This is a genomic window from Escherichia sp. E13S3 (genome assembly GCF_004212325.1).
Taxonomy (GTDB): Bacteria; Pseudomonadota; Gammaproteobacteria; order Enterobacterales; family Enterobacteriaceae; genus Escherichia.
On sequence record NZ_RHJR01000007.1, the window covers coordinates 142,485 to 154,803 of the forward strand.

Genomic DNA, 12,319 nt, shown 5'->3' on the forward strand with positions numbered 1-12,319 from the left:
TAAAGGCTCCACGAAAGTGGGGCCTTTTTTAGCAAGAGAGCCTTTTTTGTCAGCTATCTATACTTTAGGGTAACTGCCAAAACAGACTCGACGTAGCCTTCGAGCTGCGCACCAACACGGCCTCAGATGGGCCACATCTGGAGAAACACCGCAATGTCAGTTATTGGTCGCATTCACTCCTTTGAATCCTGTGGAACCGTAGACGGCCCAGGTATTCGCTTTATTACTTTTTTCCAGGGCTGCCTGATGCGCTGCCTGTATTGTCATAACCGCGACACCTGGGACACGCATGGTGGTAAAGAAGTTACCGTTGAAGATTTAATGAAAGAGGTGGTGACCTATCGCCACTTTATGAATGCTTCAGGCGGTGGCGTTACCGCATCCGGCGGTGAAGCAATCCTGCAAGCTGAATTTGTTCGTGACTGGTTCCGCGCCTGCAAAAAAGAAGGCATTCATACCTGCCTGGACACCAACGGTTTTGTTCGTCGTTACGATCCAGTGATTGATGAACTGCTGGAAGTGACCGATCTGGTAATGCTCGATCTCAAACAGATGAACGACGAGATCCACCAGAATCTGGTCGGCGTTTCCAATCATCGTACGCTGGAGTTCGCCAAATATCTGGCGAACAAAAATGTGAAGGTCTGGATCCGCTACGTTGTTGTCCCAGGCTGGTCTGACGATGACGATTCAGCGCATCGTCTCGGTGAATTTACCCGTGATATGGGCAACGTTGAGAAAATCGAGCTTCTCCCCTACCACGAGCTGGGCAAACACAAATGGGTGGCGATGGGTGAAGAGTATAAACTCGACGGTGTTAAACCACCGAAAAAAGAGACCATGGAACGCGTGAAAGGTATTCTTGAGCAATATGGTCATAAAGTAATGTTCTAATTTCCCCGTAAAGCGGCAACTTTATTGAGTTGCCGCTTTGTTATTCCGCGCTTCATTCTGCAGAACTAACCACAATGATTAGTCCGTATTCGCTTTACGAGCCAATAGCGGGAATATCAACCCCAACCCCACCAGCACAAATGGTGTAGCGATATTCAGCGCTAGCTGGAAGGTCCACTCTGCAGTGAAGGCTTCCATTTTCGGGAAGATCCCCGTCAAACAGGCAAAAGCAGTAAAGGCAAAACACCAAATCCCGACAGTCATCGCCAGAGACTTATTACGAATAAAGACATATTCCGGTTTATATTTCTGCGCCAGGCGAACTACTGCAATAAACGCCACGAACACCCACAAATAACGCAGTGGCATCACGACTGAGTTCAAATTGAGCAGCCATTTGTAGAGATTATTCATGTCACCAATACCCAGTGTTGGCAGCATAATCAGAATCGCCACCAGTACCAGGGTCAGTAGATAACCATTAACCGGTGTACCTGAATCATTGGTCCGGCACAATCTGGCAGGAATATATTTACTATCCGCATCACCTAATAACACTTTCAGAGGAGCATCGATGGAGAACACCAGAGCGGCGACTTGTCCCAGGGTATTTGCAATGGCGTAAATCACCATTAGGGTATTCCCCATGTTGTAATACTCGCCCAGCTTCTGAAAAGCGTAATACTGACCGTTAGTCATTAAGTCATCAGGAATATTACGCGAGTCAAACATCATCCCCATTGCGAGAGAGCCCAGAATGGCACAAACCGCAACCATCACCGCCAGGCATAGCATCCCTTTTGGAAATTCTTTTCCTGGGTTGCGCGTTTGATTAACGTAGGGAGAAATCTTCTCTGCACCGCCAACCGCGAAAACCAGCATTGAAATAGTGGTAATGTAGGTAAAATCGATATGGGGAATGAACGTTTCCCAGGTAATGTTCGTGGTCGCAATATGCACTTCAGTAATCGCAGGCGCGGTTACTGCCATCGCCACATACAGGAGCGACATGATAAACATCGCAATCCCTGCCACAGAACCGACGATTTTCAGCGATTTCATACCACGTGAAGCGATCCACATAAAGAAGACAAACAGCACCAGCGTTAACCCCTGTAACGCTACGACTGAATATTCTTTGATTAACGAACCGTCACCTTTCATCGCCCAGCCGAGCGCAATCAGAATGGCCTGTGGTTTTTGTGCCAGATAGGGTATATGCACCACCCAATAGGTCCACGCGGCAAGATAAGCCAATCCGGGGCCCATTGTGTGTTTAATCCAAGTACTGACTCCGCCTTTCCCATCTTTAAAAGTCGACCCCAACTGACCGACAATCAATGCATATGGTGTAAAATAGAGCGCAAATATAAACAGCCATGAAAAAACAACGACCAACCCCTGGTTGGCATAATTATTAACAACATTGCCAAATCCCCAAACCGTAATAAAAGACATCAGTGCAATGTTGTACCAGCGCAACTGTTTTTCCTGAACGTTCCCAGCCATAGACCGATCCTTCGCTATTTTTTTAATAGATATCTGTAAAACGAGGGATTATGCGCGGCTAATAAGAAGTACGAAAATAGCGGAACGAAAAATTATAACCTGCTGCACACTTTATTTTTCCATAAATGAAATTTGGTAAAAGCAAGTTGTATAGAGGAAACAAAAAAACAGAGTGCGATACAGCATGTTCACACTCTGCACTAATTCATTTACACATGAGCGACAGGTTTGGGTGTATGACCGGCGTTACGCAGCAGCATCAACAAGTAGATAAATGACACACTGGCAATCATAATAAATAACAGTTTATCGGAAAAATTCTGCATCAGTATGGCGGTAAAAGACGGACCAAGCAGACTACCGACTGTATAACTCAACAGTAAAGCCTGATTCATCGCCACCAGTTGATGATGTTCAACCTTCTCACAAGCCCAGGCCATCGCTACTGGATACAGCGTGAACCCCGCAGCACCAAGAATAAACAATGAAGGCGCCATCGCGGCCTGGCTTAACATTGCAATACTACCAAGAATGACAACAAAAACCTGAACGCGCAGTACCAGTAGACGACCAAATTTATCCGCCAGACGCCCAATAGGCCACTGCCCAAGGATTCCTGCGCTGACCAGTACAGCCATCCAGAAACCGATGCTGGCGTTATTGATCCCCTGATGGTTAAGATACAATGGCATCAGACCATACAGAGAACCCAGGACAATCCCGGAGATAATACAGCCATTGACCCCAAGCCGTGCCTGACGGAGTTTAAGCATTGATGTAATCGGCGTAGCCGGATGTTTTTCCGTTTGCTGATTCAGAATACGAGTAAACAACAACGGTAAGATGCCTGCCAGTATCAAACCCGTTGCCCACGGTAACACGGCCATCAGCTCAGTCGACACTTTGCTGACCAGTAACTGGCCTAAAAACGTCCCCACGTAATAAACCATCATATACGCAGCAAGCAGCCGCCCACGGTTACGGGACGTCCCACTGCACATCAGCGCGCTTTCAACCACGACCCAAATCATTGCGCAACCAACGCCTGCAACGAAACGCCAGGCAAGCCAGCTCCAGAAGCCAATCATAAGGCCAAGCCCGGCACATCCAGCCGCAAAAATAAACGACGCCAGATAGTAACTACGATTAAACCCAAATCGTTTAATGACATACCCTGTTAGCAGGGTACCAACGAGGTTACCTGTAAAATATGACGAGCTGACAACGCCGACCTGCCATGTGGGCAAGTGTTCCTGAGCGAGCCATAGAGGCACGAGCGTATTCAGCACCGCAATCGCCAAAGTCAACAAAAGCAGGCCAGACAGCAAGAGCATGACAGGCCGGGTATACGTGGACATGAATTAAAACCGTGAGGAAGTTCAAATTTCATGCGCATCATGCCACCAACCAAAACATTGTCAATGGGGGAAAATACGTACATAACGCAGCGGCTGTATTATCGATTTATATTACTCATTCATAACACTAATAACGAAAAGATAATCAGTCTCATCTAATTGTTTTTATTGATCTAACATAAAGTTCATATGGTTAGTTCAGTCGAAAAATTTCATGGTCACAGCAAACCTGAATTTCCCGTCTATGCTTTCTGGGCAACGCATCGCGTCTGAACGCTTTCAGGCGTACCACTGACTCTCAAAAGGAGAAGAGAATGACCAAACCGTATGTTCGTCTCGATAAAAATGATGCTGCTGTTTTGTTAGTTGATCACCAGGCTGGTTTGCTTTCCCTTGTGCGGGATATTGACCCCGACAAATTCAAAAATAACGTGCTGGCGCTGGGTGACTTAGCAAAATATTTCAATCTCCCCACCATTCTCACCACCAGTTTTGAAACCGGCCCTAACGGCCCATTAGTCCCCGAGCTGAAAGCACAGTTTCCAGATGCGCCTTATATTGCGCGTCCTGGAAATATTAACGCCTGGGATAACGAAGATTTTGTCAAAGCAGTTAAAGCGACAGGTAAAAAACAACTGATTATTGCAGGGGTGGTAACCGAGGTTTGCGTAGCATTCCCGGCGCTTTCGGCTATTGAAGAAGGGTTTGATGTCTTTGTGGTAACCGACGCTTCTGGAACCTTTAACGAGATTACCCGGCATTCAGCGTGGGATCGTATGTCACAAGCTGGCGCTCAATTGATGACATGGTTCGGCGTGGCTTGTGAACTGCACCGCGACTGGCGTAACGATATTGAGGGACTGGCAACGTTGTTCTCTAATCACATTCCTGATTATCGTAATTTGATGACCAGTTATGACACGTTAACGAAACAGAAATAAGAGATAACCGGGGCCGAAACCCCGGTTATTACACCTTAACTGGCAACAGCCATGCCAACGGTCATATGCAAACCGTAGAATACCCCGCGGCCGATTAATTCCCCTGCGAGAAGCAGGATGAATGATACGGAAAGCAGAGGCACCGCAGGCTGAAAGCCTTTCACCTGCGGTGCAATCCACAAGCACAGTGCCACGGCCAAAAGCACAATCCGCCAGGACATCAGCGCACCGTAGTCAGGCACCAGTGCGGCAGCCTGTTGCACTGAACTATGAATGGTCGCCAGTTCTGCGCCCTGCATTACTGACATCACGCCACTCACCACCAGTGCCAACACGGAAATTGCAGGCAGCAGACGCATAGCCCATCCATCGACACCAGCCAGGCTCAGCAACAGGTAACCCAGCAACGGGCCGCCCATAAACATGGTCAGGAAGAAGCCCATCGGCGTCCAGATACTGTACCAGGTCGGTACGGTATCGATGCTGTTATAGACACGCACCATCATCCAGACAAAGACCACGCCGAGAACCATCGTCACCACCAGCCAAAGCGTGCGTAATGCCGGTGACAATTTTTTCAGCATCGCCAACAACCAGCCGATGCCACCTACGGCAAAAAAGATCGAACCGCTGGCGATTTCGTTACTCAGTGCTGAAGCCCCTACCCGGTTAAGCGAGTTAAAGGCGCGCATTGGTGAGCCAAGATGGAGCATAGAGGCGATAAACCCAATGCCCATCAGAACCCATAAACCAAACATGCAGGCGATAACACGCTGCTGGGCTTCTGCTCGCAGGTCACCTTTGAGCAGTGCCAAAGCCAGAACGATAAAACCGCCCGCCACACATTGCCCGAAGACCGTGAAGATCATCAGCGGCCATTCATGCCATCCACTTCCCATCTCACACCTCCTTCGGGTTTGCCAGATAGCCAGTGGTATCCCCGGTTGGGCGGCTATTGGCGTTAGGTTTGATCACAATATTCGGTTTGGTGAAGTGCGCACGCGGCAACGGCGCAACAGCCGCCAGATCGCCGTGTTTTTTACGCAGCTCGTCGATAGGTCCGAAATCCAGCGCCCGTAGCGGGCAAGATTCGACGCAGATCGGTTTTTTACCTTCTGCGACGCGGTCATAGCAACCATCACATTTGGTCATATGACCTTTGGTTGCGTTGTACTGCGGTGCGCCATACGGGCAGGCCATATGGCAGTAACGACAGCCAATACACACATCTTCATCGACAACGACAAAACCATCTTCACGTTTATGCATCGCACCGCTTGGGCAGACTTTGGTACAAGCCGGATCTTCGCAGTGGTTGCATGAAATCGACAAATAGTAGGCAAATACGTTTTGATGCCAGACGCCGTTATCTTCCTGCCAGTCTCCACCAGCATATTCATAAATGCGGCGGAAACTAACTTCCGGCGTCAGATCTTTGTAGTCTTTACAGGCCAGCTCGCAGGTTTTGCAACCGGTGCAACGGCTGGAATCAATAAAAAATCCATACTGAGTTGTCATCGGTTACTCCTTACACCTTTTCAACCTGAACAAGGTTCGTATGTGATGGATTCCCCTTGGCAAGAGGAGACGGACGTTGAGTGGTCAGTACGTTAATACAACCGCCCTTATCGACACGTTTCGCATCCGGGTCATACCAGGCACCTTCGCCCAATGCGACCACGCCCGGCATCATTCGTGGCGTCACTTTCGCCTCAATATGGACTTCACCACGATCGTTAAAGATCCGCACCTTATCGCCGTTGCTGATACCACGTTTTTGCGCATCAAGTGGGTTGATCCACATTTCCTGACGGCAAGCTGCTTTCAGCACGTCTACGTTACCGTAAGTCGAGTGAACACGAGATTTGTAATGGAACCCCGTAAGCTGCAGCGGATACTGTTTGTTGAGCGGATCCTGATAACTTTCAAAGCCCGGTGTATAGATCGGTAGCGGATCGATCACATCGCCTTCCGGCAATTCCCAGGTGGCAGCAATGTCAGCCAACGCCTGTGAATAGATCTCAATTTTTCCCGATGGCGTGGTCAATGGATTAGCCTGCGGATCTTCACGGAAGGCTTTGTAAGCAACGTGATGCCCTTGCGGATCGCGCTTTTTAAAGATCCCCTGTTTGCGGAACTCTTCAAAGGTTGGCAGTTCCGGAATCGCTTCGCGCGACTGGGCATACAGGTGACGCATCCACTCTTCCTGGGTACGACCTTCTGTAAACTGTTGCTCGACGCCAAGACGTTTTGCCAGTTCGCTGGTCATCTCATAGATAGTCTTACATTCAAAGCGCGGTTTAATGACCTGGTCGTTGAAAATGACGTAAGACATATTCCCGCAGGAGGCATCCAGCGCAAAGTCCATCTGTTCGGAGGCAGTGCAGTCCGGCAGCAGGATGTCAGCATATTTCGCCGATGAGGTCATGTGGCAGTCGATAACCACAATCAGCTCACACTTCTTATCATCCTGGAGGATTTCATGGGTACGGTTGATTTCCGAATGCTGGTTAATCAGGCAGTTACCGGCATAGTTCCAGATCATCTTGATCGGAACATCCAGCTTATCTTTCCCGCGCACACCATCACGCAGTGCCGTCATTTCCGGGCCACGTTCAATGGCATCGGTCCACATAAACATGGAAATGCTGGTCTGAATCGGGTTTTCCAGAGTAGGCATCCGCACAAACGGTAAGCTGTATGAACCTTCTCGCGCACCGCTGTTACCACCGTTAATACCGACATTCCCGGTGAGGATTGCCAGCATCGAAATGGCACGCGTGGCCATTTCGCCATTGGCATGGCGCTGCGGCCCCCACCCTTGGCTGATAAATGCCGGTTTGGTGCTACCGATTTCACGAGCAAGTTTGATGATTTTATCTGCCGGGATACCGGTAATTTGCGAGGCCCATTCCGGTGTTTTGGCAACACCGTCTGGCCCGTCACCCAGAATATACGCTTTGTAGTGACCATTTTTCGGCGCGCTGGCAGGCAACGTTTTTTCGTCGTAGCCGACACAATATTTGTCGAGGAATTCTTGATCAACCAGGTTTTCGGTGATCATGACATACGCCAGACCGTTAACCAGTGCCGCATCTGTTCCCGGACGAATCGGGATCCATTCATCTTCGCGTCCGGCGCCCGTATCGGTATAGCGCGGATCGATAATGATCATACGTGCATTTGATTTTTGCCGCGCCTGCTCCAGGTAATAGGTCACCCCGCCGCCGCTCATACGCGTCTCGCCAGGGTTGTTACCAAACAGCACCACCAGTTTACTGTTTTCGATATCTGACGGACTGTTGCCATCGGCCCAGCCGCCATAGGTATAGTTCAAACCTTCGGCTATTTGCGCCGAGGAGTAGTCACCATAATGGTTCAGATAACCGCCGCAGCAGTTCATCAAACGCGCTACCAGAGTATTTCCCGGCGGCCAGGAACGGGTCATGGTGCCGCCCAGCGTACCGGTACCATAGTTCAGATAGATGGATTCGTTACCGTACTCTTTTATCAGGCGCTGCATATTCGTGGCGATGATATCGTAGGCTTCTTCCCAACTAATACGCTCAAACTTACCTTCACCACGAGCACCTACTCGTTTCATCGGATATTTCAGGCGGTCGGGATTGTAAACGCGGCGACGCATAGAACGCCCACGCAGGCACGCGCGCACCTGGTGCAGTCCTTCGTAATTGTCATCCCCGGTATTATCCGTTTCGACATATTTAATTTCGCCGTCCACTACATGCATACGCAGTGGACAGCGGCTGCCACAGTTAACAGTACAGGCGCTCCATATCACCTTTTCGTCTGAATTTGCCGGAGCGACACTATTAGCAGCGTGCGCAATCCGGCTAAAGGGTAATGTTAACGCGCTGCTGGCCATCGCCAGGCCGCCGATCGCTGTCGTTTTTACCAAACCACGGCGACTCACCTCAGCAGCCAATACCGCATCAGGAATTTTCGTTTTCATAATGGCTCACTCAAGCTTGCTTACGATTGATTCCAGTAACAAACCGTCTTATGTAATTATTTTCATAGCGGCACGCTATATAGGTTTGTATACATCGAATAATTTGAAAATCAACGGGATAGGTAGATTTTCACTCGAAAGTAGTATTGCGCTTAAGTGACGAGTAATTATTGTTTGGTATCAAAGGGAGATAAAAAAAGCGCCCGCAGGCGCTTTTTTAGATTCAGAATAGTTGGATATTAGCCGATATATTCCAGTCCGTTCATATACGGGCGCAGAACTTCTGGTACTTCAATACGACCATCAGCCTGCTGATAGTTTTCCATTACCGCAACCAGCGTACGACCAACAGCCAGACCAGAACCGTTCAGGGTATGAACCAGACGGGTTTTCTTGTCAGACTTACTGCGGCAACGTGCCTGCATACGACGCGCCTGGAAATCCCAGACGTTGGAGCAGGAAGAGATCTCGCGGTAGGTGTTCTGTGCCGGGATCCATACTTCCAGGTCGTAAGTTTTGCAAGCGCCAAAGCCCATGTCGCCAGTGCAAAGGATGATTTTGCGGTACGGCAGGCCCAGCAGTTGCAGGACTTTCTCCGCATGACCAGTCATCTCTTCAAGTGCCGCCATTGAATCTTCCGGACGCACGATCTGAACCATTTCAACTTTGTCGAACTGGTGCATACGAATCAGACCACGGGTATCACGACCATAAGAACCGGCTTCAGAACGGAAGCATGGGGTATGAGCGGTCATTTTGATCGGCAGATCATCTTCATCGATGATTTCACCGCGAACCAGGTTGGTCAGCGGAACTTCTGCAGTTGGGATCAGCGCGTAGTTACTGGTATCAGCTTCTTCTTCCAGCGGACGAGTATGGAACAGATCACCAGCAAACTTCGGCAACTGACCCGTACCGTACAGCGTATCCTGGTTAACCAGGTACGGGACATAGTTTTCGCTATAGCCATGCTGCTCGGTGTGCAGGTCCAGCATAAACTGCGACAGTGCGCGGTGCATGCGAGCGATCTGCCCTTTCATCACCACAAAGCGCGAACCTGTCAGCTTAACCGCTGCCGCAAAGTCGAGGCCGGAGTGCATTTCACCCAGCGTCACGTGGTCACGAACTTCGAAGTCAAATTCACGCGGGGTACCCCAGCGGCTGACTTCAACGTTGTCATTTTCATCTTTACCAACCGGCACTTCATCTGCAGGCAGGTTAGGGATTGTCAGCGCGATATCGCGAATTTCAGCCTGTAAAGCATCCAGCTCGGCTTTTGCTGCATCCAGCTCTTCGCCCAGTTTGTTCACTTCCAGACGTAAAGGCTCGATATCTTCCCCGCGCGCTTTCGCCTGGCCGATGGATTTCGATCGAGAGTTACGCTCTGCTTGCAGGTTTTCCGTTTTGACCTGCAATACTTTACGACGCTCTTCAAGAGCGCCCAGCTTATCTACATCCAGCTTAAAGCCCCGGCGTGCCAGTTTTTCAGCGACTGCGTCTGGCTCATTACGCAGCAGATTGGGATCGAGCATGCTTATCCTGTGCTTATCGAATTAAATGGGAGATGTGGCCACAGCCTGCGACCACAGGGATACAGTAACAACATTACCGCAACGATAACATTAACGGTAGCGTTTTATGGGGCTATTTTGATCCTGTTCAGCCAGCCAGGCGAGCTTTTCGCCAATCTTGCCTTCAAGGCCTCTGTTTGTCGGGAAATAATAGCGCGTTTGTGCTATTTCCGGCGGGAAGTAAACCTCACCGGCAGCATAAGCGTTTGCTTCATCGTGGGCGTAACGATATTCCTGCCCGTAGCCCATTTCCTTCATCAGTTTGGTTGGCGCATTACGCAGGTGTACCGGCACGTCATAATCCGGACGTTCACGGGCATCAGCTAACGCGGCTTTAAACGCGGTGTAGACAGCGTTACTTTTTGGCGCACAAGCGAGATAAACAATCGCCTGGGCAATGGCGCGTTCACCTTCTGCCGGACCTACGCGGGTAAAGCAATCCCAGGCCGCAATCGCCACCTGCATTGCCCGCGGATCGGCATTACCGATATCTTCTGAAGCAATCGCCAGGCAGCGACGTGCGACATATAACGGATCACCGCCCGCAGTAATAATCCGCGCATACCAGTAAAGCGCTGCATCGGGTGCGCTACCGCGTACCGATTTATGCAGCGCGGAAATCAGATCGTAAAAGCGATCACCTTTGTTATCAAAACGAGCGCTACGCTCACCAGCAATTTCGGTGAGTAACTCAGGCTTCAGGACACGTTTGCCGCTGTCATCGACTTCGGCCATATCCGCCATCATTTCCAGCGTATTTAACGCCCGGCGCGCGTCGCCATTCACCAGTTCAGCAATCGCGCGGCGTGTTTCATCTGGCAGAACAATATCCTGCCCACCGTAGCCGCGGGTTTTGTCTTCCATCGCCTGAGTCAGTACTTGCTCTATATCCTCGGTGGTCAGGGATTTGAGCAAATAGACACGAGCACGGGAAAGCAGCGCCGAATTAAGCTCAAACGACGGGTTTTCAGTGGTTGCGCCAATAAACGTGATGGTGCCATCTTCAATGTGCGGCAGAAACGCATCCTGTTGGCTTTTATTAAAGCGATGCACTTCATCGACAAACAAAATGGTACGGCGACCGGCATTGCGGTTTTGCCGCGCGCGCTCTATCGCTTCGCGAATTTCTTTCACGCCAGAAGTGACAGCAGAAATACGTTCCACATCAGCATTTGCATAGCGGGCGATCACTTCGGCAAGGGTAGTTTTACCAGTACCTGGCGGCCCCCAGAGGATCATGGAATGCAGATGTCCGGCTTCGATAGCGCGCGGCAACGGCTTCCCCGCAGCCAGCAAATGTTGCTGGCCAATATACTGTGCTAAATTTTCTGGCCGCATACGTGCGGCCAGAGGTTGAAAAGTATTATCCGAAAAATCGAGCGACAGATTGCTCACTCAGGTGCCTCTACTTACGTTGATCATCTACCGTTACGCCTTGCGGCGGGGTAAAGGTAAATTTCGCTGCATCCACAGCACCGTTTTGCTGGGATTTCAGCTGATAACTGCTGCGTTGATCGTCCTGTTCCACCGCGCTGAATTGATGGATGGTGCCATCACGGCCCACGTTAATAGTGAACTGCTTCAGATTGCCATTGCTGGCTTTCGGCGTGAGGACAAAGTCATCGCCGTTCTGTTTGATGTTGTACTGCTGCCAGTCGCTGGACTGGTTACGTGCGATCAGCATAAATGGCGTATTTCCGGTGGCATCTTTCAGCCAGGTCGCCGTAGCTTGCTCAACGAACGGGTTATAGAACCACAGTGTTTTACCGTCGGAAACCAGAATGCTTTCATCAGGTTGGGTCATATGCCAGTTGAACAAATTAGGGCGTTTGACCCACAAATCACCTTGGCCTTCCTGTACCGCAGCACCGCTGCCGTCAGTTACTTTTTGGGTGAAGCTGGCATGGAAGCTGCTGACTTTATCCAGGCGGCTTTTCAGATCGCTTGCGGCATCAGCCCAAACACTGGACGCCACTAAACTTGAGAGTAATGCACAGGTGATGGCAATTTTTTTCATCATTGTTCCTCAAATTACGTCACTCCCGATCGGGAGTTCCCTCTACTCTCTATTCC

General features: G+C 50.0%; 10 protein-coding genes. 2 read left to right on the top strand and 8 right to left on the bottom strand.

All coding sequences use genetic code 11. From position 1 onward, the window contains the following. Nucleotides 1-153 precede the first annotated feature (153 nt). Nucleotides 154-894: a pyruvate formate lyase 1-activating protein gene (pflA, locus tag D9597_RS08660; protein ID WP_000111043.1), complete on the top strand. Its 741-nt coding sequence runs from the start codon at nucleotides 154-156 to the stop codon at nucleotides 892-894. 78 nt (nucleotides 895-972) lie between these two features. Here pflA and D9597_RS08665 read toward each other — a convergent pair whose 3' ends face one another. Continuing rightward, entirely contained in the window at nucleotides 973-2,403 is a 1,431-nt protein-coding gene (locus D9597_RS08665) for an amino acid permease (protein WP_130215691.1), read from the bottom strand. Between the two features lie 209 nt (nucleotides 2,404-2,612). Then, entirely contained in the window at nucleotides 2,613-3,761 is a 1,149-nt protein-coding gene (locus tag D9597_RS08670; RefSeq protein ID WP_130215689.1) for an MFS transporter, read from the bottom strand. A 314-nt stretch (nucleotides 3,762-4,075) separates the two neighbouring features. Between D9597_RS08670 and ycaC the strand changes: the two genes are divergently transcribed. After that, on the top strand, nucleotides 4,076-4,702 hold the full coding sequence (ycaC, locus tag D9597_RS08675) for an isochorismate family cysteine hydrolase YcaC (protein WP_012133028.1): 627 nt from the start codon (nucleotides 4,076-4,078) through the stop codon (nucleotides 4,700-4,702). 35 nt (nucleotides 4,703-4,737) lie between these two features. Here the strand turns inward: ycaC and dmsC are convergent, their stop codons facing one another. The 6 genes from dmsC to lolA form a co-directional block, all read right to left on the bottom strand. Beyond that, nucleotides 4,738-5,601, bottom strand: a complete 864-nt coding sequence (gene dmsC / locus D9597_RS08680; protein ID WP_130205291.1) for a dimethyl sulfoxide reductase anchor subunit DmsC — start codon at nucleotides 5,599-5,601, stop codon at nucleotides 4,738-4,740. A 1-nt stretch (nucleotide 5,602) separates the two neighbouring features. Then, nucleotides 5,603-6,220, bottom strand: coding sequence for a dimethylsulfoxide reductase iron-sulfur subunit DmsB (gene dmsB / locus D9597_RS08685; RefSeq protein WP_000213094.1), 618 nt, complete (start codon nucleotides 6,218-6,220; stop codon nucleotides 5,603-5,605). A gap of 10 nt (nucleotides 6,221-6,230) precedes the next feature. Beyond that, nucleotides 6,231-8,675, bottom strand: a complete 2,445-nt coding sequence (gene dmsA / locus D9597_RS08690) for a dimethylsulfoxide reductase subunit A (protein WP_130222121.1) — start codon at nucleotides 8,673-8,675, stop codon at nucleotides 6,231-6,233. A gap of 239 nt (nucleotides 8,676-8,914) precedes the next feature. Then, nucleotides 8,915-10,207, bottom strand: a complete 1,293-nt coding sequence (serS, locus tag D9597_RS08695) for a serine--tRNA ligase (RefSeq protein ID WP_000886683.1) — start codon at nucleotides 10,205-10,207, stop codon at nucleotides 8,915-8,917. Between the two features lie 90 nt (nucleotides 10,208-10,297). Beyond that, nucleotides 10,298-11,641 carry a replication-associated recombination protein RarA gene (gene rarA / locus D9597_RS08700; protein ID WP_130205287.1) on the bottom strand — a complete coding sequence of 448 codons (1,344 nt, stop codon included), beginning with the start codon at nucleotides 11,639-11,641 and terminating at the stop codon, nucleotides 10,298-10,300. 10 nt (nucleotides 11,642-11,651) lie between these two features. After that, the gene (gene lolA, locus D9597_RS08705) at nucleotides 11,652-12,263 is read right to left on the bottom strand and encodes an outer membrane lipoprotein chaperone LolA (protein ID WP_001295343.1); all 612 of its coding nucleotides are present in this window, start codon (nucleotides 12,261-12,263) and stop codon (nucleotides 11,652-11,654) included. Between the last annotated feature and the right edge of the window lie 56 nt (nucleotides 12,264-12,319).

Bases quoted from the DNA above. Each gene is read 5' to 3' on its own strand.
- D9597_RS08665 (WP_130215691.1), bottom strand. From the start codon at position 2,403: ATGGCTGGGAACGTTCAGGAAAAACAGTTGCGCTGGTACAACATTGCA.
- ycaC (WP_012133028.1), top strand. From the start codon at position 4,076: ATGACCAAACCGTATGTTCGTCTCGATAAAAATGATGCTGCTGTTTTG.
- serS (WP_000886683.1), bottom strand. From the start codon at position 10,207: ATGCTCGATCCCAATCTGCTGCGTAATGAGCCAGACGCAGTCGCTGAA.
- lolA (WP_001295343.1), bottom strand. From the start codon at position 12,263: ATGAAAAAAATTGCCATCACCTGTGCATTACTCTCAAGTTTAGTGGCG.
- dmsC (WP_130205291.1), bottom strand. From the start codon at position 5,601: ATGGGAAGTGGATGGCATGAATGGCCGCTGATGATCTTCACGGTCTTC.
- dmsA (WP_130222121.1), bottom strand. From the start codon at position 8,675: ATGAAAACGAAAATTCCTGATGCGGTATTGGCTGCTGAGGTGAGTCGC.
- D9597_RS08670 (WP_130215689.1), bottom strand. From the start codon at position 3,761: ATGTCCACGTATACCCGGCCTGTCATGCTCTTGCTGTCTGGCCTGCTT.
- pflA (WP_000111043.1), top strand. From the start codon at position 154: ATGTCAGTTATTGGTCGCATTCACTCCTTTGAATCCTGTGGAACCGTA.
- dmsB (WP_000213094.1), bottom strand. From the start codon at position 6,220: ATGACAACTCAGTATGGATTTTTTATTGATTCCAGCCGTTGCACCGGT.